The organism is Limnohabitans planktonicus II-D5 (assembly GCF_001270065.2).
Lineage (GTDB): Bacteria > Pseudomonadota > Gammaproteobacteria > Burkholderiales > Burkholderiaceae_C > Limnohabitans_A > Limnohabitans_A planktonicus.
This window is the reverse complement of the sequence record NZ_LFYT02000004.1, coordinates 145923-169095: the sequence shown is the minus strand read 5'-3', so window position 1 is coordinate 169095 and position 23173 is coordinate 145923. Positions and strand designations below refer to the sequence as shown.

At 58.7% G+C, this 23173-nt stretch carries 22 protein-coding genes; 3 read left to right on the top strand and 19 right to left on the bottom strand.

Annotation, left to right across the window (positions count from 1 at the left end; genetic code table 11):
* Positions 1-57: 57 nt before the first annotated feature.
* Positions 58-1440 (bottom strand): oxygen-independent coproporphyrinogen III oxidase, encoded by a 1383-nt coding sequence (gene hemN, locus H663_RS25250; protein ID WP_053169613.1) that lies wholly within the window; start codon positions 1438-1440, stop codon positions 58-60.
* Positions 1441-1646: 206 nt separating this feature from the next.
* Between hemN and fnr the strand changes: the two genes are divergently transcribed.
* Complete coding sequence (fnr, locus tag H663_RS25245) at positions 1647-2369, top strand: fumarate/nitrate reduction transcriptional regulator Fnr (protein WP_053169615.1); 723 nt, start codon at positions 1647-1649, stop codon at positions 2367-2369.
* A 69-nt stretch (positions 2370-2438) separates the two neighbouring features.
* Here fnr and H663_RS25240 read toward each other — a convergent pair whose 3' ends face one another.
* From H663_RS25240 to H663_RS25200, 9 genes are all read right to left on the bottom strand, one after another.
* Positions 2439-2732 (bottom strand): hypothetical protein, encoded by a 294-nt coding sequence (locus H663_RS25240; protein WP_053169617.1) that lies wholly within the window; start codon positions 2730-2732, stop codon positions 2439-2441.
* A 29-nt stretch (positions 2733-2761) separates the two neighbouring features.
* On the bottom strand, positions 2762-3025 hold the full coding sequence (locus tag H663_RS25235; RefSeq protein ID WP_053169619.1) for a nitrogen fixation protein FixH: 264 nt from the start codon (positions 3023-3025) through the stop codon (positions 2762-2764).
* A gap of 23 nt (positions 3026-3048) precedes the next feature.
* Positions 3049-4515: a cytochrome c oxidase accessory protein CcoG gene (ccoG, locus tag H663_RS25230; RefSeq protein ID WP_053169621.1), complete on the bottom strand. Its 1467-nt coding sequence runs from the start codon at positions 4513-4515 to the stop codon at positions 3049-3051.
* A 72-nt stretch (positions 4516-4587) separates the two neighbouring features.
* Entirely contained in the window at positions 4588-5505 is a 918-nt protein-coding gene (gene ccoP / locus H663_RS25225) for a cytochrome-c oxidase, cbb3-type subunit III (RefSeq protein WP_053169623.1), read from the bottom strand.
* Between the two features lie 36 nt (positions 5506-5541).
* Complete coding sequence (locus H663_RS25220) at positions 5542-5682, bottom strand: CcoQ/FixQ family Cbb3-type cytochrome c oxidase assembly chaperone (protein WP_053169625.1); 141 nt, start codon at positions 5680-5682, stop codon at positions 5542-5544.
* Positions 5683-5695: 13 nt separating this feature from the next.
* Positions 5696-6322 (bottom strand): cytochrome-c oxidase, cbb3-type subunit II, encoded by a 627-nt coding sequence (ccoO, locus tag H663_RS25215; RefSeq protein ID WP_053169627.1) that lies wholly within the window; start codon positions 6320-6322, stop codon positions 5696-5698.
* A 13-nt stretch (positions 6323-6335) separates the two neighbouring features.
* Positions 6336-7772: a cytochrome-c oxidase, cbb3-type subunit I gene (gene ccoN, locus H663_RS25210; protein ID WP_053169629.1), complete on the bottom strand. Its 1437-nt coding sequence runs from the start codon at positions 7770-7772 to the stop codon at positions 6336-6338.
* A 70-nt stretch (positions 7773-7842) separates the two neighbouring features.
* On the bottom strand, positions 7843-7980 hold the full coding sequence (ccoS, locus tag H663_RS25205) for a cbb3-type cytochrome oxidase assembly protein CcoS (RefSeq protein WP_053169631.1): 138 nt from the start codon (positions 7978-7980) through the stop codon (positions 7843-7845).
* Positions 7981-7990: 10 nt separating this feature from the next.
* Positions 7991-10276 carry a heavy metal translocating P-type ATPase gene (locus H663_RS25200; RefSeq protein ID WP_053169633.1) on the bottom strand — a complete coding sequence of 762 codons (2286 nt, stop codon included), beginning with the start codon at positions 10274-10276 and terminating at the stop codon, positions 7991-7993.
* A gap of 175 nt (positions 10277-10451) precedes the next feature.
* On the opposite strand from H663_RS25200, the gene H663_RS25195 reads away from it, so the two are divergent.
* Both H663_RS25195 and H663_RS25190 read left to right on the top strand, forming a co-directional pair.
* Positions 10452-10895, top strand: a complete 444-nt coding sequence (locus tag H663_RS25195) for a universal stress protein (protein ID WP_053169636.1) — start codon at positions 10452-10454, stop codon at positions 10893-10895.
* A 183-nt stretch (positions 10896-11078) separates the two neighbouring features.
* A complete protein-coding gene (locus H663_RS25190) occupies positions 11079-12299 on the top strand; it encodes an ABC transporter substrate-binding protein (protein ID WP_165803859.1) in 1221 nt (406 codons plus the stop codon).
* A 99-nt stretch (positions 12300-12398) separates the two neighbouring features.
* On the opposite strand, the gene H663_RS25185 is transcribed toward H663_RS25190, so the two are convergent.
* The 9 genes from H663_RS25185 to H663_RS25145 form a co-directional block, all read right to left on the bottom strand.
* Positions 12399-13961 (bottom strand): malonate--CoA ligase, encoded by a 1563-nt coding sequence (locus tag H663_RS25185; protein WP_053169640.1) that lies wholly within the window; start codon positions 13959-13961, stop codon positions 12399-12401.
* A 76-nt stretch (positions 13962-14037) separates the two neighbouring features.
* On the bottom strand, positions 14038-15033 hold the full coding sequence (locus H663_RS25180; RefSeq protein WP_053169642.1) for a Bug family tripartite tricarboxylate transporter substrate binding protein: 996 nt from the start codon (positions 15031-15033) through the stop codon (positions 14038-14040).
* Positions 15034-15199: 166 nt separating this feature from the next.
* Positions 15200-15868 carry an HAD-IA family hydrolase gene (locus H663_RS25175; protein ID WP_053169644.1) on the bottom strand — a complete coding sequence of 223 codons (669 nt, stop codon included), beginning with the start codon at positions 15866-15868 and terminating at the stop codon, positions 15200-15202.
* Positions 15861-17120, bottom strand: a complete 1260-nt coding sequence (locus tag H663_RS25170) for a Tm-1-like ATP-binding domain-containing protein (RefSeq protein WP_053169646.1) — start codon at positions 17118-17120, stop codon at positions 15861-15863. Before H663_RS25170 ends, H663_RS25175 begins: the two co-directional genes overlap by 8 nt.
* Complete coding sequence (locus tag H663_RS25165; RefSeq protein ID WP_053169648.1) at positions 17117-18481, bottom strand: aminotransferase class III-fold pyridoxal phosphate-dependent enzyme; 1365 nt, start codon at positions 18479-18481, stop codon at positions 17117-17119. Before H663_RS25165 ends, H663_RS25170 begins: the two co-directional genes overlap by 4 nt.
* 18 nt (positions 18482-18499) lie before the next feature.
* Positions 18500-19984 (bottom strand): aldehyde dehydrogenase, encoded by a 1485-nt coding sequence (locus H663_RS25160; RefSeq protein ID WP_053169650.1) that lies wholly within the window; start codon positions 19982-19984, stop codon positions 18500-18502.
* A gap of 16 nt (positions 19985-20000) precedes the next feature.
* Entirely contained in the window at positions 20001-21476 is a 1476-nt protein-coding gene (locus H663_RS25155) for an APC family permease (protein WP_053169652.1), read from the bottom strand.
* A gap of 8 nt (positions 21477-21484) precedes the next feature.
* On the bottom strand, positions 21485-21799 hold the full coding sequence (locus H663_RS25150; protein WP_053169654.1) for a 2Fe-2S iron-sulfur cluster-binding protein: 315 nt from the start codon (positions 21797-21799) through the stop codon (positions 21485-21487).
* A gap of 79 nt (positions 21800-21878) precedes the next feature.
* Positions 21879-23171 (bottom strand): NAD(P)/FAD-dependent oxidoreductase, encoded by a 1293-nt coding sequence (locus H663_RS25145; protein WP_053169656.1) that lies wholly within the window; start codon positions 23169-23171, stop codon positions 21879-21881.
* Positions 23172-23173: the final 2 nt, after the last annotated feature.

Sequence of the window (23173 nt, the reverse complement as noted above, 5' to 3'; positions counted from 1 at the left end):
CCGCTTGTTGATCGTGAGCCGCATTGCCTGAGATGCAGCCAACATGGAAACCAAGCCTCAAATGATTTTGGAAAATCGGCTGCGATCTCGGTCTTTTTGCACATAACGGTCAAACACCATGGCCACGCCGCGCACAAAAAACCAGCCCATGTCGGTGACTTGAATGCCGCCATCGTTGAGTTGCACCAAGCCCTGCGATTGCATATCTTCCAGCTGATGCAGTTCATGGGCAAACAAGGTCTTGAACTCCATCAGCCAAGCCAAATTGATGGACTCGTATTGCAAATGCCCTTGACACATGAGCGCCATGATGATCGAACGGCGGATGAGGTCATCGCGCGATAGCGACAAACCACGCACCACCGGCAAATGGCCTTGATCCAGCAAGTCGCCATACTCGGCCATGGTCTTGGCGTTTTGGCTGTAGGTCGATCCCACACGACCAATGGATGACACGCCCAGGGCAATCAGGTCACTATCGGCTTGCGTGCTGTAGCCCTGAAAATTGCGGTGCAAACGACCTTGCCGCTTGGCCACAGCCAGGCTGTCATCAGGCAAAGCAAAGTGGTCCATGCCAATGTAGACATAGCCAGCATCGGTCAAAGCATCGAGCGAGCGCGACAGCATCGCCACCTTGTCAGCAACCGATGGCAGTTCATGCGCGTGGATGCGACGCTGAGGCTTGAAGCGCTCGGGCAAGTGCGCGTAGGCATACAGCGCAATGCGGTCAGGGCCCAACTGTTTGACCTGTGCCAAGGTGCGTTCAAATGATTGCGGGGTTTGCAAAGGCAAGCCGTAAATCAGGTCCACATTCACCGACTCAAATCCCAGACGACGGGCAGCGTCCACGAGTTGGAAGACTTGATCGGCGGGCTGGATGCGGTGCACTGCTTTTTGCACATCAGGATCAAAGTCCTGGACGCCAAAACTCAGGCGATTGAAACCCAGCTCGGCCAAAACCGCCAAACGGCTTTCGTCCACGGTGCGTGGGTCCACCTCGACCGAGTATTCACCGCCGGGGGTAAAGGCAAAGTGTTCTCGCAGCATGGCCATGAGTTGGCGCAACTGGGCATCGCTCAAAAATGTGGGCGTACCGCCCCCCAAATGCAGTTGACTGACCGCTTGGCCGCGTCCCAGATGGCGGGTGTGCAGCGCCACCTCTTGATTCAAGTAACGCAAATAAATCGTCGCTTGCGCTTTGTGTTGGGTGATGATTTTGTTGCACGCACAGTAATAGCAAAGAGACTCACAAAAAGGAATGTGCACATACAGCGACAGAGGCGGCTGCTTGCCCACTGAACCGGATTGGCGGTGGGTCAAGGCATGGATGTAATCAGCTTCGCTAAAGGTTTCCACAAAACGGTCTGCCGTCGGATAAGAGGTGTAGCGAGGCCCCGGCACATCAAAACGGGACAACAATTCGGGGGTGATGACAGTCATGGCTTGTCCCTTCACACAAACGTCTTCAACAGATGGAAGAGACTGTGACTGGATGAAGGTGCTTTGGTTTTGACGCAAGTCAAAGGAAATACTTGATTTAGAGGATTTTCCACTCAGAGCAGGTACTCGCCCGATTTTGAAAGATTTTTAGGTTTAAGCTCAAACCTTGATCCAAGGCAAATCCACCGCTCAATACGAGATAAACCATGAATCCCGAAGTCATCAAAGTCGCCTGCTCCAATTGCAACTTGCGCGAGTTGTGCATGCCCGTAGGCCTGAGCGGCCATGACTTGAACCGACTCGACGACCTGGTGGCTGTGCGACGCAAGGTCAAGCGTGGCGATACCTTGTTCACCAATGGCGAAAAATTCACTTCTCTCTATGCCATTCGCACTGGTTTTTTCAAAACCTGCTTGGCGACTGAAGATGGACGCGATCAGGTCACAGGTTTTCAGATGGCGGGCGAGATCATTGGATTGGACGGCATCGTGAACGACCAACACAGCTGCGATGCCGTGGCACTGGAAGACGCTGAAGTATGCGTGATGCCCTTTGACCGGATCGAAGAAATTTCTCGTGAAGTGACCGCCTTGCAACACCATGTTCACAAGATCATGAGCCGAGAAATCGTGCGCGAACACGGCGTGATGCTGCTTTTGGGCAGCATGCGGGCTGAAGAACGTTTGGCCGCCTTTTTGTTGAACCTGGTTCAGCGCTTACATGCCCGGGGGTTCTCTCAGTCCGAATTGGTGTTGCGCATGACCCGAGAAGAAATCGGCAGTTATCTGGGTCTCAAGCTGGAAACGGTCAGCCGAACTTTTTCAAAGTTTGTGGATGAAGGCACCGTAGAAGTCAAGCAGCGGCATGTGCGCATTCTGGACAAGGAAGGCTTGCAGCGCTTGGTCAACAACCCCGCCCATTGCCATTGAAATCGCCAAGGGTTCGCGCCCTCTCAAATGATGCATGCGAACAAAGGGACTCAAGCCTCTTTTTCCATGTCAGCAGCAGTTGTGGTCACGCGCACCATCTTGTGGTTGCGCGGATTTAGGCACAGGGCAACTGTTGACCTCCAAGGGTGAAATGGACAACAGCATGGTCAAACCGCTGGACACCATGGTCAGTGCCCAAAAGACAAAAAAAGCCAAGGTGTAAACCCCCTGCCTGGACAGCGCCAAGGGATGACCAAACCACTGCAAATCTTGTGGGTCCACGAGACCAAAAATTATCAACTCGAGCAATCCAGCCACCAAAAAAGCGGGCCAGGCAATCCACATCATTCTTTGCGCTTTCATGCTTCATCTCCTTGATGGCACCGAGGGGCTTATTTATTGGATTTGTGCTCAGGCAACTCGCCCGTGGCCGCGTGGTTACGGGCCTGAACCGCAGGAGCCAAAGTGATGCCATCGCCCTGACTCTGGGTGCTGACCTCTTGTGTCGACAAGACGGGATCTTGTCCGTTCGCAGCCAAATAAAAAGTCACAAAACTCGCGATCACCACAAGCAAAGGGCCGGAAATGATCAACCAGACATGACCGTGCGTCCACCAAGGGCGATCTTGCAAAGACAGTGAAGAATGTGAAGGCATGGTGAAGACCCTGTGTGATGTGCTCAACGCGGCACGAGGAAAACAGATTTTTCAGTCAACTCGGACTGCACATGGCCGCCCACATCGATGGCACGAATCTTGAACTGAATGGGGTGAGCGCCCGGTGCTGCTGCAGCGTAGGGCAGTTGAACGCGCACCGAAATCCAGCGTGACTCGGTGGCTTCAACCCGCGCAGCGCCTTCGAGTTGCAAACTGATGTCAGGCAAACCGTCCACCGACAGATCAAAATTCATGGCCTTCTCGGCGGCATTCATGATTTGCAAGCGGTACACGTTTTCAATTTTTCCGCCTGCCACAATGCGGGCCAGCGAGGCACGGTCACGCTCCACGTCCACCTTGAACGGCTTGCGCAAGCCCAAACTGGTCAACAAGGCCGCAACCACGACCAACAAAATGGTGATGTACCCAACCACTCGGGGCCGGAAAACATGGCGCAAAGTCTGCTCTTGGGTCCAGCCATATTTAATGGCGTGCTCGGTCGAATATTTGACCAGGCCGCGCGGATAGCCCACTTTGTCCATGACGGTGTCGCACACGTCGGCACAGGCACCGCAGCCAATGCATTCGTATTGCAGGCCTTTGCGGATGTCGATGCCGGTGGGGCACACCTGCACACACAGACTGCAGTCCACACACGCGCCCAAGCCCAGCGCTGCAGGGTCGGCTTTTTTGGAACGGGCACCACGGGGCTCACCACGCTCTGCGTCATAAGTCACGATCAGGGTGTCTTTGTCGAACATGGCGCTTTGGACGCGCGCATAGGGACACATGTATTTGCAGACCTGCTCGCGCATGAACCCGGCATTGCCATAAGTGGCAAATGCATAAAAGAACACCCAAAACACCTCCCAGGAGCTCATTTCGCCCATGAGGAACTCCATGCCCAAGTCCTTGATGGGGGTGAAGTAACCCACAAAGGTGAAGCCGGTCCACATGGCGATGGTCAGCCAGAAAATGTGTTTGTAGACTTTCTTGAACAGCTTTTCGAGCGACATTTTTTCGCCATCCATCCGGATACGGGCACTGCGATCACCTTCGATCTTGCGCTCCACCCACATGAAAATCTCGCTGTAGACCGTCTGAGGGCAGGCATAGCCGCACCACAAGCGTCCTGCAATGGCCGTGAACAGGAACAAGGAAAACGCCGAGATCACCAGGATCGCGGTCAGGTAAATGAAGTCCTGTGGATACAGCACCAGTCCGAAAATATAAAAACGGCGGGCCCCCAGATCAAACAGTACTGCCTGGCGTTGACCCCATTCAAGCCAAGGCAAGCCATAAAAAACCAACTGCGTCAGGACCACCATGAACCAGCGCCATTTGGCAAATATGCCTTGCACACTGCGCGGGTAAATTTTTTGCGTCGCCGCATACAGCGACACCATCTGCGCATCATCCTCAGAATTCGCAGCAACTGCCACCGGCACGATGGGCACGAACTTTCTTGAGGGATTTTCTTGGGAGTCCAAAACACGGGCTTTCAAAAGAGCAGGACGCCCTCAATGGGATGTCCTGAATCGGTCAATGATGGATGAACGACCTTATTTGGCTGCGGTGGCTGTCTTGTTGGACAGGCCCCAGACATAGGATGCCAGCACATGGATCTGGCCTTCAGTCAGCTTGGAGGCCTGTGCAGGCATCTGGTTGACTTTGCCGTTGTTGATCATGTTGACGATGGCGTTTTCACCCCAGCCATGAAGCCAGATATCGTCTGTCAGGTTGGGGGCACCCAGGGCGTGGTTGCCCTTGCCGTCCATGCCGTGGCAAGCCGCGCAAGCACCAAATTTGGACTTGCCTAATGAAGCACGCAAGGAATCGTGTGGGCTGCCCGACAGGCTGAGTACATAGTGGGCCAAGTTGCGCACATCATCGGGCGAACCCACAGCAGCGGCCATGGGCGGCATGTTGCCGTTTCGGCCCTGGACCAAGGTGGTCTTGATGATGTCGGGTGTGCCACCGTACAACCAGTCGCCATCCGCCAGGTTCGGGAAGCCTTTGCTCCCGCGTGCATCAGAGCCGTGGCACTGCGCACAATTGTTCATGAACAAGCGCTCGCCCATGGCCATGGCCTGTGGGTCTTTGGACACATCTTCCGGGGGCATGCCCAAAAACTTGGCGTACAAAGGGGCCACTACGGCGTTGGCTTTGGCCACTTCAGCGTCATACTGACCCGCAGATGTCCAGCCAAACTTGCCAGCCAAATTGCCCAGGCCGGGGTACATGGCCAAATAAACCAGCGAAAACACAATGGTGATGACGAACAAGCCCACCCACCAACGCGGCAGCGGGTTGTTCATTTCACGCAGGTCGCCATCCCAGACGTGACCTGTGGTGTTGTCGTTGGCCGTCATGGCCTTGGCTTTGCCGCTGAACCAGAGCAGGATCAGACAGGCGATGATGCTGACGAGCGTGATGCCAGCCACATACAGGTGCCAGAAATTGCTGGTGAAGTCACTCATGTCGATTCCTTTGATGGGTGATGTGCTGAGGACAGTTCAGTCATCCTGACGAAACGGCAGTTGCGCAGCCTCGTCAAAGTTGGCTTGGTTGCGGCCTGACATGGCCCACCAGATGATGCCCAGGAAGATGGCAAAAGTGAGCACAGTCACGATCGAACGCAGTAGGTTGATGTCCATGGTTGTGCTCCCTTTACTTGCGGTGGATGCCCATACCTTGCAGGTAGGCAATCACAGCATCCAGTTCAGTCTTGCCTTTGACCTCGTCTGAGGCCTTGGCAATTTCTTCGTCGCTGTAAGGCGCACCCAGTGTGCGCAGACCTTTCATGTGCGCAGGCAAGCTGGCACCGTCCACAGGGTTCTTCTCGAGCCACGAATAGGCAGGCATGTTCGATTCGGGCACCACGTCACGCGGGTTGTTCAGGTGGATGCGGTGCCATTCATCGCTGTAACGACCACCCACGCGGGCCAGATCCGGACCGGTGCGCTTGGAGCCCCATTGGAAGGGGTGGTCATAGACAAACTCACCCGCCACGGAATAAGAACCGTAACGCAGCGTCTCTGCACGGAAAGGGCGGATCATTTGCGAGTGGCAGTTGTAGCAACCCTCGCGCACATACACATCGCGGCCTGCCACCTGCAGCGCGGTGTAAGGCTTGAGGCCTGCCACCGGTTGCGTGGTGGATTTCTGGAAGAACAGCGGCACGATTTCGACCATGCCCCCCACCAACAACACGATGAGGATCAACACGATCATCAAAAAGTTATTGGTCTCGATTTTTTCGTGAGAGAGACCACCCGATTTTTGGTTTTCAGCCATGTTTTATTTCTCCTCAGGCGTGAGCGGTCAGGCCAGGAATCTGGACTTCAACGGAACGCCCTTGCGTTGCCGTCTTGAACACGTTCCACAACATCACACACATGCCGCCCAGGTACAGCAAGCCGCCCACCAGACGCAACACATAGAACGGGAAGGTGGCTTTCACCGACTCTACGAAGGTGTAGGTCAAGGTGCCGTCGGCGTTGACGGCGCGCCACATCAGCCCCTGCATCACACCGGCAATCCACATGGCTGCGATATAGATCACGATGCCAATGGTGGCGGTCCAGAAGTGAACCTCAATGGCCTTGACGCTGTACATCTGTTTTTGGCCAAACAGGCGGGGAATCAAGTAATACATGGAGCCCATGGTGACCAGACCCACCCAACCCAAAGCACCTGAGTGGACGTGGCCCACGGTCCAGTCGGTGTAGTGGCTCAAGGCGTTGACGGTCTTGATGGACATCATCGGGCCTTCGAAGGTCGACATGCCATAGAAAGACAGAGACACGATCAAAAAACGCAGGATCGGGTCGTCACGCAGTTTGTGCCACGCGCCAGACAAGGTCATGATGCCGTTGATCATGCCGCCCCAGCTGGGTGCCAACAAAATCAGCGAGAAGACCATGCCGATGGACTGGGTCCAGTCAGGCAAGGCGGTGTAGTGCAGGTGGTGAGGACCGGCCCACATGTAAGTGAAGATCAGGGCCCAGAAGTGCACGATCGACAGGCGATATGAGTACACCGGGCGCTCTGCCTGCTTGGGGATGAAGTAATACATCATGCCCAGGAAACCTGCAGTCAGGAAGAAGCCCACAGCGTTGTGGCCGTACCACCACTGCACCATGGCGTCCTGCACACCTGCATAGGCCGAGTAGGACTTCATCATGCCCACGGGCAGCGCCGCGCTGTTGACCAAATGCAACAAGGCCACGGCAATGATGAAGGCACCAAAGAACCAGTTGGCCACGTAGATGTGACGCACCTTGCGGGTGCCCAAGGTGCCAAAAAACACAATGGCAAACGAAACCCAGACCAGGGTGATCAGGATGTCAATGGGCCATTCAAGTTCGGCGTATTCCTTGCCGCTGGTGTAACCCAAAGGCAAGGTGATGGCCGCCAGCAAGATGACCAACTGCCAGCCCCAGAAGGTGAACGCAGCCAGTTTGTCACCGAACAAGCGGACGTTGCAGGTGCGCTGCACGACGTAATAAGCGGCCGCGAACAAGCCGCATCCACCAAACGCAAAAATCACCGCATTGGTGTGCAGCGGACGCAAGCGCCCATAGCTGAGCCATGGAATGCCCAGGTTCAACTCGGGCCAGGTCAGCTGGGCCGCGATGATCACGCCCACCAGCATGCCCACCACGCCCCAGACCACGGTCATGATGGCGAACTGCCGGACAACGGTGTCGTTGTACGAAGTTGCCTGCATATTGGCAAATTTCATTTTCACCTCATCTTTTTAAATACTTCCTGGCCAGTTTGCCCGGGTGTATACCCACGGCACTTGATCAACATCAATCGTTGCGCAAAATGCGCTCGCCTTCGGCCTCAATGTCCTCAAATTGACCCCGGTGGATGGCCCACCACAGGCCCGCCAGGATGAAAAAAATCAAACCAACCGACAGGGGGATCAGCAAATAAAGGATGTCCATGGGCGTTGACTCAAACTTTCAAGGTACCGGGCACCAAGGCCTTCGCCAGACGCAAAGCATTGAGGACCACCAACAAAGAACTCAGGGCCATGCCCAGACCGGCAGCCCAGGCAGGCAAGTAGCCCAGCATCGCCAAAGGAATGCAAGCGGCGTTGTAGACCGCCGCCCACATGAGGTTTTGCTTGACAATGTGCAGCGTCTGTCGACTGCGTAAAAAGGTGGGCACCAACACATCCAGCTGACTGCCCATCAACACAAAATCCGCCTTGGATTGCGCCAAAGGCACCGCTTGCCCCAAAGCGAATGACACATCTGCACCGGCCAACACGGGGCCATCGTTCAAGCCATCTCCAACCATGAGCACGCGATGACCTTGCACCTGCAGGGTCTGTACCGCTTGCAGTTTGTCCTGCGGACTGCACGCGCCCTGCCCTTCGGTGATGCCCACCATTTGCGCTATCGGGTCCACGGCGCTTTGGGCATCACCGGACAAGATGCGAACTTGAAGGCCCAGACGCTTCAATTGCGCCACAACCTGCGCCGCTTCGGGACGCACTTCTTCGACCAGCTCAAAAGTGGCCATCCAACCAGCAGCATCGGCCAGACTGACTTGTAATCGGTGCCCCCCGAATGCAGGCGCTGCACAAAACACGGCCGAGCCCAAACGCAAGGCCCGATCCGGCTGACCTGCAAGGCGCAGGACACCTTGCACACCCGAGCCCGACACTTCGGACACATCTTGCGACACGAGGGCCTCCAGTTCAGGCCATTGACCCAAGGCCTGAGCCCTGCTGCGCGCCTGCGACCACAAGGCACGCGAGACCGGATGCAAGGAATGGCGCGCCAAGGACGATGCCCATTGGAGCGCTTGTGCACCGCTGACCCCTGCGCGGGTGTGGATCTCGGACACCTCAAAGGCATCCCGCGTCAAGGTACCGGTCTTGTCAAAAATCACGGTGTCCACGGCGGCCAGATTCTGCAAAGCCTCCAGACGACGCACCAACACGCCACTGCGCGCCAAAGCACCGGCCGAGGCCAGCATCGCTGCAGGTGTGGCCAGGGACAAGGCGCAGGGACACGTCACGATCAGCACGGCCACCGCCACCATCAGGGCATGCGCGGGTCCCGACGACCACCCATACATGGCCGCCGCCAAAGACGCCAACAGCACCGCCACCAAAAAAGGCCTGACCCAACGATCGACCAACAAAGCCATGGACGGCTTGGAGACCGAGGCCCCCTCCATCAAAGCGACGATTTGGGCATACCGGGTTGATGCACCCACTTGTTCAATGCGCACCTCGATGGTGCCGCTCAGGTTATGACTGCCCGCAATCACGCGGTCCCCAGGCTGTCGGCTCAAGGGCCGGGATTCCCCCGTCAGCAAAGCCTCATCGACCTGGGTCTGCCCTGCCACCACCAAGCCATCTCCGGCCAGGGCCTCACCAGGCAAGACTTCAATCACATCACCCACCCCCAGACGGCGAATGGACAAGACCTCCCATTGGCCATCGGGCAGGCGCTTGCGCACGCTGCCGGGCAAGCGGTTGAGCACTGCTTCCAAGGCACCCGCCGTGCGGTCACGCAAACGCAACTCCAGCCAGCGGCCCATGAGCAGGAAAAACACGAACATGGTCAGGGAATCGAAATAGACCTCTGCTCCGAAGGGACCCTGCGGCTCAAAGGTACCCAGGCTGCTGACCACAAAAGTCACCGCCATGCCCAAGGCCACCGGCAAATCCATGCTCACCTGGCGCTGCAGCAGGTCTCGCCAGGCACTGCGAAAAAATGGGGTGCAAGAAAAAAACACCACCGGCAAGGACAAGACCCAGGACGCCCAGCGCAGCAGATGCAGCATCTCGGGCGTGATGTCTCCTGGCTCGGACACATAAGCCGGCGTGGCATACATCATCACCTGCATCATGCACAGCGCAGCCACCGCCAGTCGCCACAGCATGCGCCGGGCTTCCAGCCTGCGCCGCTCATGGGCGTGGGCGTCATTGGCCGGGATCGCCTTGTAGCCCAAATGCTCAACCGATTGCATCCATTCAGAAGGCAGCGTCCGATCTGGTGACCAGACAATGCGGCCACGATGGCTGGCCCCACTGATTTGCACAGACTCGACCCCCGGCACGGCGCGCAAAGCATCTTCCAGCGTGATGGCACAAGCAGCGCAATGCATGCCCTCAAACACCACGCTCGAACTCCAGCAACCGGGTTGGGCTTTTTCCGGCAAGCTGAAGCTGGCCCACTCTTGCGGGTCATCCAGCAACTTGTGGCGAAGCGCATTCTCCATGTCTGGCGTTGTCAGCGCTGTGGCAGAAACCCTGCGAACAGGAGATGGCAAAACATTGACAGGAGTCATGCCATGAAGATAAGCCAAAGGCCCGACACAAAGCTTGACATGCATCAAGCACAAACGTATGCATGCGTTTTAAGCTGAAGCTTTCAACACGCTGAGGAGCATCCTTATGTACGAACGCATCCTGGTGGCCACCGATGGCTCCACATTGTCCAAAAAAGCCGTGACCAGCGCGATTCAACTGGCCGCCACCTGTGGCGCTGAACTGGTGGCGGTGAAAATCGTTCCCCGTTACCCGCAGGCCTATTTCGAGGGCAGCATTCCCTTGTCGGCGGAAGAAATTTCGCGCGTCGAAAAACAATGGACAGAATCCGCCCAAAGCAACTTGGATGGGGTGCAAAAGCTTGCCAAAACCAAAGGTGTGAGCGTCAAAACGGTCACCGTGAAATCGGACGTGGTTTCGGACGCCATCATTGCAACGGCCAAAAAACACAAAGCCGACCTGATTGTGATGGCCTCGCACGGCCGCAAAGGCATCAAGCGCTTGTTGCTGGGCAGCGAAACCCAGCAAGTGCTGACCCACTCGCACATTCCCGTGCTGGTGCTGCGCTGAAGGCCGCGCACGGAGGCTCAACAACACGTTAAAAGAGAATCCGAACACGTCTTCAAATACTACAATAGTGCCCACTCAAAAAATGGGGATGACGTGTTTACTTTCAGATTTCAACCAGCACTCGCCGCCATCGTGGCTGCCCTGCGCCGGGTCTTGCTGCCGATGCTGGTGCTTGCATGTTGGATGCTTTCATTCAGCTCCACCTTGAATGCGCAAGAGTTGGTCATCGAAAGCTGGCGCAAAGACGACCAAATCTTCTGGGATCGGGTGATCATTCCCGCATTCCAGCGCAAACACCCCGGCATCCGTCTGAAATTCGCGCCGGAAGAAGCCCTGCTCTATGACGGACGGCTGTACTCACGCCTTTCAACCCGCGTTGCTGGCGATGTTGTTTTTTGTCGCCCCTTTGATGGTGGCTTGCGATTGAACGACAAGGGTTTTCTGCAAGCCTTGACCGAGAAAGAGTTGGAAAACTTCAGCGCCGATTCACGTCGCGCCTGGACAACAGACGATGGCAAAACAACTTATTGCTTGCCCGTGGCCTATGTCATCCACGGAATTTTCTACAACAAACAGATCTTCCGGCAGCTTCAACTCGAACCACCACAGACCCTGACCGAATTCATGGACAGGCTGAAAAAAGTGGCCAATGCAGGACAAACCACCCCTTTGGCTCTGGGTACGGCCGATATGTGGGAATCCACACAGGTGATTTTTACAGGCATGGGCCCCAACTTCTGGGGTGGGGAAAAAGCACGCCTGGGCCTGCTCAACGGAACCAAGAAATTCACAGACCCCGAATTCCTCAAAGTCTGGCGCATGATGAGCCAATTCAAGCCCTATATGCATCCCAAGCAACGGGAAATGTCCAACAGCGACATGCAGGTTTTGTTTGCCACGGGCAACGCCGCGATTTACCCCACAGGTTCATGGGACATCGATTTTTTGCGCAGCACCAGCTTTGCCTATAAAAAACAAATTGATATGGGCGTGTTCAAACCCCCCGTCGAAAACAAAAACCAGCAATGCCACCTGTCGGTCCACCCCGATTTCGGCATTGGCATCAACAAAAACACCCGGCACCCTGAAGCGGCCAGAAAATTCATTGAATGGCTGGCCTCCGCTGAATTCGCACAGTTGATGACAGACACCTTGAGCGGCTTTTTCTCAATGTCCAAACACCATGTCGCTGTCAATGACCCTTTGGGTCAGGAAATGATGAATTGGCGCAAGGAATGCGACGACACCATCCGGATCAACGCTGAAAAACTCAACCGCGTCTGGCCCTCTATGGAAGAAGAGCTTTGGTACGCGAACGTCAAAGTGCTCAATCAGGAAATGACGCCCGAGCAAGCCGGACAATACATCCAGCGCATCCAGGAAAAAAACGCTTATCTGAAATGACGACACGGCAAGTTGGGCGCCCATGTCGGGCACTGCGCATGCCGCAAAAAAAGACCGCCGAGGCGGTCTTTTTTTGTATGAGATCACAGCCAACTGCTGTCAAACGAACAAGCCCTTGTACTGATCGCGCAACAGGTTTTTTTGCACTTTGCCCATGGTGTTGCGCGGCAACTCGGCCAGCACAAAACAGCGCTTGGGAATCTTGAAGTTCGCCAGTTTGGCTTTGAGATCGGCCACGATGGCTTCCGGCTTCAAGTTGGCACCTGGTTTGGCAATGACCACCGCCACGCCCACCTCGCCAAAATCGGAATGGGGCACACCGATGACGGCGCTTTCGGCCACGCCGGGCATCTCGTTGATGTAGCCCTCGATCTCTGCGGGGTAGACGTTGTAGCCACCGCTGATGATCAGGTCTTTGCTGCGGCCCACGATGGTCACATAGCCACGTTCATCGACCTGGCCCACATCGCCGGTCTTGAAGAACCCGTCTGCTGTGAACTCTTCGGCTGTTTTTTCGGGCATGCGCCAGTAGCCTTTGAACACATTGGGGCCTTTGACCTGGATGCCACCAATCTCGCCCACAGGCAGATCATGTCCATCATCCCCTCGAACACGCAGCGACACACCCGGCAAGGGAAAGCCCACTGTGCCGCCGCGCCGCTCGCTTTGCCCGGCGTAGCGCGCATCGGCAGCATAGGGGTTGGAGGTCAGCATGGCGGTCTCGCTCATGCCATAACGCTCCAAAATCGTGTGGCCCGTGCGCTCTTGCCATTCAGTGAAGGTCTCAATCAACAAGGGCGCAGAGCCTGCGATGAACAGGCGCATGTGCTTGACGGCCTCTTTGTTCAGTGACGGCTCGGTCAGCATGCGCACATACAGCGTGGGCACCCCCATGAAGACGGTGGCTTTGGCCATGTGGGCAATCGCGCGCTTGGGGTCGAACTTGGCCATCCAGATCATCTTGCTGCCGTTGATCAAGGCGCCGTGGATGGCCACAAACAGGCCATGCACATGGAAAATGGGCAAGGCGTGAATGAGCACATCGCCACGGCCATCAGCCCCCCCGGTTGATGTCCAGCCCCAGTAATCCTTGAGCGTGAGCGCATTGCTCAGCATGTTGCCGTGGGTGAGCATGGCACCCTTGCTGCGGCCGGTGGTGCCGCTGGTGTAGAGGATGGCGGCCAGGTCATCGGCCTGGCGCGGCAAGGGCGTGTGCTGGTCACTGTGGTGCGCGGACCGCTCAAGCAAGCTGCCCGTGCGGTCATCGCCCAGCGTGAACACATGCTGCGTTCCCGCCTTGAAGGCGATCTTGCTGACCCAACCAAAATTGGCCGGACTGCACACCACCACAGCAGGCTCGGCATTGCCAATGAAGTATTCGATCTCGGCACTTTGGTAGGCCGTGTTCAGGGGCAAGAACACATACCCAGCGCGCAGCGTCGCCAAATACAGCATCATGGCCTCGACCGACTTTTCGACCTGCACCGCCACCCGGCTGCCTTCGGGCAAATCCAGTGATTGCAGCAAATTGGCCATCATGGCCGTGGCGCGGTCCAGGTCGTGCCAGCTGTAACGCAGGCCTTCGTCGGTCTCGACCGCCACTGCAGTCAAATCGGCAGGAAATGCAGCCCGCAGGGCCGAAAACAGGTTGTTGTGGGTCATGGTTTCAAAATCGCAACGTGAAAGAAGGCATGAAAAAGGGCCCGATCACAGGCCCGTTGAACATCCAGTGCCAGACTCAATCGAGCTTGGCCCCCGAAGCCTTGACCACCTGAGCCCACTTGGTCAGCTCTTTCTTGATGAAGCCATCGAACTGGGCTGTGGTCAGGTTGGGGAATTCCGCCCCCTGGTTGGCCCAGACGGCTTTGGCCTCGTCGGTTTGGCAGGCTCGGCGGATTTCTTCAATGGCGCGGGCTTGGGCATCTGCGGGCGTGCCCTTGGGTGCCCACACACCGTACCAGGTGGAGACGGTGTAATCGGGCAAACCCAACTCGGCCGAGCAAGGCACGTCAGGGAATGCCGCATTGCGTTTGGCTCCCGAGACCATCAGGGCCTTGATGCGGCCGCCCTTGATGTGGGCCGCCGACGAGCCCAGGCCATCAAACATCATGTCCACGTTGCCCGCAATCAGGTCTTGCAGGGCTGGGCCAGCACCCCGGTAGGGAATGTGAGTGATGAAAGTTTGGGTCTGCAGCTTGAACAACTCGCCGGCCAGATGGTGCGAGGTGCCGCCCCCGGCAGAGCCGTAATTCAGGCGTCCGGGGTTCTTTTTGACCATCTCCAGGAAGGCCTTGAAGTCGGCCGCCTGCACTTTTTTGGGATTGACCACCAGGACCTGGGGCACGTTGGCCACCAAAATCAAGGGAATCAGGTCACGCTCCAGGTCGTAGTCCAGCTTGGGGTACATGCTGGGGGCGATCGTGTGGTGTACCGCGCCCATGAACAGGTTGTAGCCATCGGGCGCTGATTTGGCGGCCACGCCAGCCCCCAGTGTGCCCCCGGCACCTCCACGGTTGTCAATGATGAGCTGCTTGCCGGTCAGCTTGGCAAACTGGGCCGACAGGGGCCTGGCGAAGGCATCGGTTCCGCCGCCTGCCGGAAAGGGCACCACCATGGTCACCGGTTTGGAAGGCCAGCTGCTTTGGGCCTGGGCCCACACAGGCAGTGAGCCCGTCACAGCGGCCATGGCCTTCAAGAAATCGCGGCGTTGGCCCCAGGGGTTCAAGTCGTTCATGTCGTGTCTCCGGGTTTTGTTTGGAAGCGGCATCATAAAGTTTTTGCAAACACGGACGTGCACCGGGGGTGTCACGTTCGATTCCAGCCCCACCCCCCGTCAATTCACCCAGTTCATGCCCTGTTCTGACCCCGCTATGCCATTGGCCAAAGGCCCAAACCGCGCATCACAACGCTGCCAGCATCTGCAGGGCTTTTGCAAAACCGGCACCCGGTTGGCAAACATCCAGATGCACCACGGGCAAGCCGCAGCGCTGAGCCCCCAACACGTTGCGCAGCTGGTCGTCCACAAATACCCCGTGCTTGGCCTGCACCCCCAAAGCCTGCAAACACGCCTGGTAAGCGCGCGGATCGGGCTTGAGGATCTGGGTGTAAGTGGCATCCACGATCACATCAAACTGCTGGAGCAAGGGCAAACGCTCGCGAAAATCAGCCCCATAAAACAGATCCAGCTCATTGGACAAAATGCCCAGCTTATAGCCCAGCGCCTTGGCCTGTTGGATGGCCGCTACCGCCTCAGGCCGGATCACAGCCGCCACATCAGCCCCCCGAGCGCGCTGCACAAAGGTTTGCATCTCGGTCCAGTCTTCACCCAACAAGCGACCGACCTCGCGGGTGCGTTGCATCCAGTAATCGCGTTCACTGATCTGATCGGCCTGCATGGCTTGCCACAGCGCATCGGTTTCAGGTGCAAACGGGCCTTGCCAAGTGAGCGTGCCGGCGGCCAGGCCCAAAGCGGCTTCACTCAAGGCGTGGGTTTCAAACAGGGTGCGACTGATGACACCACCAAAGTCCAGAATCAGGGCCTTGTCTTCGGGTCTCAGCGCATCAGACATGGGTCGCTTTCATGCCCGCAGCAGGCTCCACCAGCCCTTGGGCCAGCCAGTCGTCAAACACTCCAAGCACCTGCTGCACAAACGCAGCATCGTTGATGTGCGCGTCGATGCGCGAGACCTCGGCTGTGCCCCAATCGCAGCGCGCCATTTCGTCCATCATCGCCGCCAGACCTTCTGGATCGTGCAGCGGTGCACCGGCCCGGTCCCACTCTTGAATGCCTTGCAAAGGCAACACCAGGTGCACCGGGCCTTGGGCCTGACGCAAGCGGCTGGCCAGCTCGCGGGCGAATTCACGGCGCATGTCGGCGTCGATGCCCACCGAGGCGATCAGGCGGTTGTGGTCGTGCGAGGGTCGCCCGGCAAAGCGCTCGGGCATCTGGCCCCAGGCGGGGTAATCCACCAAATCGGTGGCCCCCGGCGCGACGATCATCGGCACGCTTTTGAGGCCTGCGCCCATCAGGCGGTCGGGGCCTGCACTGACCACCGAGCCGCCCATCTGGTTGACCATTTCCTGCAGGCTGAAGTCCATCACGCAGGCGAACTGCCCTTGTGCTGCCAGCGATTCAAACGCCCGGCCCCCCATGCCCGTGGTGTGAAACACGGCCAAATCAAACCCGCGCTTGTCCAGTTCGGGCTGCAGTTGCACCATGTATTTCAGGCAGCTAGAGCCCAAAGACGTCATGCCCACCACCGGCCGGTCAAAGCGCGGCACCCGCGCCACACGGCACGCGCCCACCACCGCGCCTGCGGCTTGGGCCAGGGCCGACTGGCACAGGCTGTTGAGGCCGTAAAGGCCGCCCGCCCACAGCACCATCATCAAATCGGGCGGCATGCGCTCAGGTGGCAACAGGGGCGAAAACGCCACGGTGGACAGCACCACTTTGGGCACGCCCAGCGGCAAACTCCTGGCGACATCGAGCGCCAGATCGGTGCCCATGGTGCCGCCCAGCACCAGCAAGCCGTCAATGCGTCCCGTGGTTTGGAGTTGCACCGCCAAGCGACTTGCACCCAGGGCCATCAAGGCCATGGCACTGTTTTCGTCGCCACTGTCCATGACCTGCTGCAGCGTCACTTCCGCAGCCGCAGCCACATCGGTGTTGGCGATGTCCGGGATCACCCGGCCTTTGGCCAGCACGCCCACGTCCATGATCAGTGCCTGGCCGCCTGCGGCCTGCACCTGCTCGCGCATGAAGCCGATCTCGTCGCTCTTGGTGTCGACGGTACCGACGATCAGAATGACCGGGCTCTTCATGCGCGACCCTCCTGCACAGCGGCAAACGCGCCTTCGAGCACGTCGCACATCAAGTCCACCTGCTCGCGGGTGATGATCAGCGGCGGCGACAGGATCAGGTTGGGGCCGGAGATGCGCACCATCAAACCTGCCTTGTAGGCGGCCTTGGCCACCCGCGCCGGGATGTCACTGGTGCGGGTCATGGGCGTGCGTTTGGCCTTGTCGCTCACCATCTCGATGCCCAGCATCAGGCCCACACCGCGCACATCGCCCACAAAGGCGCAGGTGTCGACCAATTTGCGCAAACGGGTCTGCAGGTGCTCGCCCACGCGGGCGGCGTGGCCGGGGATGTCCAGCGCCTCGATCTGGTCGAGTGTGGCCAGCGCCGCCGCAGCCGCGATCGGGTGCGCGCTGTAGGTGTAGCCGTGCGAGACCGAGGCGGCGCCCGTGGTGTCGGCGTCAAACACCTCGGCAATACGGCGGTTGATGGCCGTGGCCCCGAGCGGGATGTAGCCCGAAGAAATGCCCTTGGCCAAGCACCACATGTCGGCGTTCACGCCCCACAGGCGCGTGCCAAACATTTCGCCGCTGCGGCCAAAGCCGGTCACCACCTCGTCGGCGATCAAGAGCACACCGTACTTGTCGCAAATCTGGCGCACCAGCGGCCAGTAATTGGGCGGCGGCACGATCACGCCACCCGCGCCCTGCACCGGCTCGGCAATGAAAGCCGCCACCGTGTCCGGGCCCTGGAACACGATTTCGCGCTCGAGCATTTCGGCACAAATTTCGCCCAGGCGAATCGGGTCATCGGTGTAGGGGTTGTGGTAAGCCCAGGGCGTGTCGACGTGAAAGCACCCGGGCAGCAGCGGCTCGTAAGCGCGGCGGAAATTGGTGTTGCCGTTCACGCTCATGCCGCCAAAGTGCACGCCGTGGTAGCCCTGGCGCAGGCTGATGAACTTGAAGCGGTCGGCCTGGCCTTTGAGCTTCCAGTACTGACGCGCTACTTTCAGCGCGCCCTCCACCGCGTCCGATCCGCCGGTGGAAAACATCACCGTGGCCACGCCCTCAGGTTCCATCATCTGCACCAGGCGTTTGGACAACTCGATCGCCCGCACATGGGTGGTGCCGCGAAACACGTTGTAAAAGGGCAGCTCGTCCATCTGCGCCACGATGGCGTCACGCACAGGTTTGTTGCTGTGGCCCAGGTTGCAGGCCCACAGCCCCCCCACGCCGTCGAGCATCTTGTGGCCGTCCACGTCCCAGATCCAGCAGCCCTCGCCTTTGGCGATGATGTCGGGTGTGGATTTCTTCATCGCGCCCGGGTGGGCCATGGGGTGCCACAGATATTGGGCGTTGTCCGCCTTGAGTTGGTCGTTGTTCATGTCATTTACTTTCAAAAATCAAAGCTGAATCCAGGCCGTTTTCAGGTCCAGGTATTTGTCCAGGGCATGCATCGACTTGTCGTGCCCATTGCCCGACTGCCGCACGCCGCCCAGCGGCACGGTGATGTCGGGGCCGCCATAGGTATTGACGTGCACCAGCCCGGCCTTGATGGCGCGCACCATGCGATGGGCACGAGACAGACTGCCGGTCCACACCCCTGCGGCCAGCCCATATTCGGTGCCATTGGCCAGGCGCACAGCATGGGCCTCATCATCAAACGGCATGACGGCCAGCACCGGTCCAAAGACCTCCTGCCGGGCGATTTCCATCTCGGGCTGAACGCCATCCAGCACGGCGGGGCTCATGAACTGGCCACCGGGCACAGGCGCAATCACCTGACCGCCGGTGCGCAAACGAGCGCCCTGCTCTAAAGCACGGGCCAGCATGCTCTGGTTGCGGGTCAGCTGGCGGGCGCTGCTGACTGCGCCAATGTCCATCGTCACATCCAGCGGATCACCCACGCGCAGGCTGGATGCGATGTTTTGCAGCCGATCCACAAATTCATCGTGTACCGAGCGCTGCACCAGAAGGCGCGAGCCCGCCACACACACCTGCCCGCTGTTGCGGAAGATGCCCATGGCCGAGACCTTGGCCGCTTGTGCCAGATCGGGCGCATCCTCAAACACCACATTGGGCGACTTGCCACCCAGCTCCAGGTACACCCGCTTGAGGTTGGACTCGGCCGAGGCCTTGAGCAACATGCGCCCCACCGGGCCGGAGCCGGTGAAGGTCAGGATGTCCACATCCATGTGCCGCGCCAGCGCCTCGCCCGCTTCCGCGCCGGAGCCGGTGACGACATTGAGCACACCCGCAGGCAAGCCCGCATCCAAGCACAGCTGCGCCAGGCGCAGCAAAGACAGCGAGGCGTCTTCAGAAGGTTTGAGCACCACCGAATTGCCTGCCGCCAAGGCCGGCGCGATCTTCCAGGCACCGATCATCAGCGGAAAGTTCCAGGGCACGATGGCCCCCACCACGCCGACCGCCTCCTTGTGGATCAAGCCCAGTGTGCCTTCTGGCGTTGGGGCGATCTCGCCGTTGATCTTGTCCACACACTCAGCGTAATAGCGAAAGGTGCCCGCCGCGCTGCCGGGCTCGGCCTTCCAGGCCATGGCAATCTCGGTGCCGTTGTCGCGCACGCCCAGCACCGCCAGTTCGGCGTGGTGGGCCTCAATGCGGTCAGCAATGCGGTGCAGAATTTTCTTGCGTTCGGCTGGCGCCATGCGTGACCACACGCCTTGCTCAAAGCTGCGGCGGGCTGCCTGCACGGCGCGGTCGACATCCACAGCCCCGGCAGCTGCGATGGTGCACAGCTGCTGCCCATCGATGGGCGACACCACGGGCAAGGCCTGGCCAGATGCTGCAGCTGCCCACTGCCCGTCGATCAGCAAGCCCTGATCAGGGATGGTTTGGTGACGCAGTGCGTCGATGTGTTCTTGTTTCATGGATGACCTTTGTAATTCAGGAAAGGATGTCTTTGAGCAATTGCTTGCTGCCCAAGGGACGCCAGTGTGCCGTGGCCCAGCCCACAACCCCGACCAAAGCGGGCAACAAGGCCAGCAACCAACCCAGGGGGCTCAGTCCCCATGCTGTAGCGGCGGGGTCTACCCCCGTCATCACCAAGCCGGTGAGCAAGCCAAAGCGCGACAGCAGCAAATACAAACCCAGACTCAACAGCACGGCCGAGGCCAAAGGTGCAATGGTGCTGGCCCAGGCACCCACCTTCTCGTGCGAGCGTCTGAAATAGGCCCAAACGCCCAACGAAACCAAGACCTCGATCATCAAAATCGCGACCACCGCCACGCCACTGCACCAAGCGAACAGCTGAACAATGGGATCCAAGCCGGACACGGCAAAGGCCGACATGACCAAGGCCGTGAGCACGCTGACACAAGCCGACGCCTTGAACGGCGCACCTTGGCGATTGACCTGGGCCAGCGAAGCAGGCAATGCGCCACCCCGAGACAATGCAAACAAGTAGCGCGCCGCCGAATTTTGAAACGCCAGCAATCCGGCAAACAAGCTGGTGATGACCAAAAGCGCCATCGCACTGGCCATCCAAGGACCGACGAATTCACTGGCCAAGGACAACAACACCGCCGCAGGGTCGGCCAAGGCCTGACCATTCACTGTGGTGCGCTTGACCACCTCATCCACCACTTGGGAAGCGCCCAGACCGGTGACGATGGCAAACGAGGTCAGCGCGAAAAACACCGTGATCAAGGCAACGGCCCAGTATGTCGCGCGAGGCACCGTGGTTTTGGGGTCAATTGACTCTTCGCCATAAATGGCCGTGGCTTCAAAGCCAATGAACGAAGCCAAAGCAAAAGCCAAAGACACGCCTGCAGAGCCTGACAACCCTCCCGACAACACATTTTCAGGCGAAAAAGCCGCACCCCAAGACAATCCCTCTGGACCACCGTGCAACAAGATGGCCACAGCGGTGACGAGCAGACAGGCCATCTCCATGAGCAGCAAAACGCCCAACAAGCGGGCCCCCACCTCGACTTGGCGCATGGACAAAATCGTCACCAAGCACCAGGCCAAGCCAGACCAGCCCCACCAAGGCAGCACACCCCATTGCATGGCCAAGAGCCCACCCCAAAACCCATAAATGGCCAATTGGATGGCAGCGTAGGCCAAGACTGACACCAAGGCCGCCCCCAAACCGACGGACAAACCCAAGCCGCTGCCAATGTAGGCAAAAAATGCGCCCGAATTGGTCACGCGACGGCTCATGGCGCAGTAACCCACACTGAACAACAGCAAGGTCAAGCCCACCAGCAAATACGATCCGGGCACACCGGCCCCATTGCCCAACACAATGGCCATGGGCGCAGCGCCGGTCATCCCCAAGAGCGGGGCTGCAGCGGCGACGACAAAAAACACAATGGACGCGACACCGAGTTGGTTGCGCTGGAGTTGGTGATCAGACATGCGTCAGCTCATTGAGGAACATGAAGCACGATGCCATCGAGGACGGGCGATGCGGCCAATTGGCAGCTCAAGCGGCTGCCGCTTTGGCGGGGTGAGCTGACGATGTCCAGCATGGCGTTCTCCACCTCGCCCATGGGGGGGCACAGGGCCAGCCAAGCGTCATCCACCACCACATGGCAGGTGGCGCAAGACAAGCAACCGCCGCATTCGCCATCGATGCCGGCAATGCCATTCATCTGGGCCGCATCCATCAGGTTGCTGTTTTCGTTGACATCGTCGCTGACGCGGTCACCATTGGGCAAAATCCAGTGCACTTTAGGCATGGTGTGCTCTCTTTCAAAGTTAAAAACATGGGGCTGGATTCAGCCCATCGAAAAAAATGCTTGTCGCGCTCACTCAACATCATGGCGACACGACACTGGGGGCTTGAGGCACCCAGTCCTTTAAGTTTTGGTCCTGATGGGCCAACCATTCGGCAGGAGGATATTGGCCGGTTTCCAACCATTTCTTGCCCAAGACATAGGCTAAAGGGGCTTGCCACGCATCGACCGCAACCAGCCGCGTGCCTTGGTAAGACCAAATGCTGCGCCCCTGCGCACCCTCTTGGCGCTCCACCCAACGGTCTGCCGTTGTCCATAAGCCTGCAATTTGCAAACGCCCACCGTATTGGTCGGACCAAAACCAGGGCACAAAAGGCAGTGGTTCTGGTCGGGCCATCAATGCCGCAGCCACCAAGGCGGCTTGGTGGTTGGCGTTGCCTACCGACTCGATGCGGATCGATTGGTCCCGGTGTCTGGCCACATCCCCCACGGCCCAAATGGCGGGGTCTTGGGTTTGGCCTTGGGCATTGACCACAATGCCATTGCCCACCTCCAAACCACAGGCTTTGGCCAAATCGTCACGGGGTACCGCACCAATACCGGCCAGCAGCAAGTCGGCCTGAAGATCGCGCAACTCGCCTTCGGCGGTTTGGATGCGTACGCTGCTGATTTTTTGTCCTTCGCGCTGCAGCGCTACGACCTGGGCACCTTCAAACAGCTGCACCCCATGGGATTGGTGCAGCTGACGCAGCAGCTGACTGGTGGCCTGAGGTGCCACGCGCTGCAAAATGCGCGGCGCTTGCTCCACGATGCACACCGCGCACCCCAAGGCCCTGGCCGTGGCTGCCACTTCCAGACCGATGTAGCCGCCGCCGACGATGACAAGATGGCCACTGGCCAGCAACGCAGCGCGCAAGGCCTGCGCGTCCTCCGCATCGCGCAGCACATGAACACCATCGGCCAGACCCAAAGCGTCGCCGCCTGTGACTGGATCGGTCCATGGCCGAGGTGCCGCGCCAGTGGCCAAAATGAGTGCGTCATAGGCCATGACCTCGGGGGCTGATGCCGATTGCAAGTGCACACGACGGGCAGCGCGGTCAATACCGGTGACCGTGGTAGAGGCATAGCGGGTCACCCGGTTGCTCACGTACCAGGACTCGGGACGCAGGCTCATTGAAGCCATGTCCGCCCCCTCCAGCAAGGCCTTTTTAGACAAGGGCGGCCGGTGGTAAGGCAAGCCATTTTCGGCAGAAATGAGCACCAACTGCCCGGCAAAGCCTTGACTGCGCAACTGCGAGACCACGGCCGCACCGGCATGACCACCCCCGACCACCACCACCGTGGCGTCAGGTCCCAAGGCCTCCCAGGCTTGCATGT